A 939-nucleotide genomic window follows, 5' to 3' on the forward strand; every position below is an offset into this window, starting at 1 on the left:
GGGTCGGTGGACGCGCCCGTCGCGGCGTCGGCGACGCCCACGGCCGGCGGGCCGGCCGGCAGGACGAGCAGCGCGGCGCAGGCCGCGACGGTGAGGGTCCGCGTGCGCAGGGCACGCCGACGGTCGGTGGTTGGCATGGCACCCCCCTGGTGCGGCGGCGTCGTGCCGCCGGTGTCGCCGTGCCCGACGCTAGAGGTTCGGCACGGATGCGTACAGAGCGGACGAGTCGGGCACGGGTCGCGGACCCCGTGCCGTCGCGCCCCCGTCGAGCCGCTGGGGCAGCATGTCGGCGTGACCGACGCCCCCTTCCCCGCCCCCGCACCCCCCGGCGTCCGCGTCGTCCCCATGACCGCCGCGCACTGGCCGGAGGTCCGCGACGTCTACGCCCTGGGCATCGCGACCGGCGAGTCCACGCTCGAGCCGGAGCCGCCCGACTGGGAGCGGTTCGACGCGGCGAAGCTGCCCGAGCACCGCCTGGTCGCGGTGGACGACGCCGGGACGCTGCGCGGCACCGACCGCGTGCTCGGCTGGGTCGCCGTGAGCCCCACGTCCGAGCGGGCCGTCTACGCCGGCGTCGTCGAGGTGTCCGTCTACGTGCACCCCGACGCGCACGGCCGCGGCGTGGGGCGCACGCTGCTCACCGCGCTGCTGGACTCCGCGGACCGCGGCGGGATCTGGACCGTGCAGGCCGGCGTCTTCCCGGAGAACGCGGCGAGCGTCGCGCTGCACACGTCCGTCGGGTTCCGGGTCGTCGGCCGGCGCGAGCGGCTGGGGCGCATGACGCACGGGCCCCGGGCGGGGACGTGGCGGGACGTGCTCCTCCTCGAACGCCGCCGCGCGGACGACTGACCGGCGCCGTCAGGGCGTGCGGACCGCGGCGACGACCTCGTCCGCCGCCGCCGTGACCGCCGCCAGCGTGCCGGCGTCCGGGAGCCGGCC

The 939-nt window shown here is 78.5% G+C and carries 1 protein-coding gene; it reads left to right on the top strand.

The features are described 5' to 3' along the window. The first annotated feature begins 291 nt into the window (after window positions 1-291). On the top strand, window positions 292-849 hold the full coding sequence (locus AB6N23_RS18485; RefSeq protein ID WP_412867412.1) for a GNAT family N-acetyltransferase: 558 nt from the start codon (window positions 292-294) through the stop codon (window positions 847-849). The last annotated feature ends 90 nt before the right edge of the window (window positions 850-939 follow it).

The organism is Cellulomonas pasadenensis (assembly GCF_047229365.1).
Taxonomy (GTDB): domain Bacteria; phylum Actinomycetota; class Actinomycetes; order Actinomycetales; family Cellulomonadaceae; genus Cellulomonas.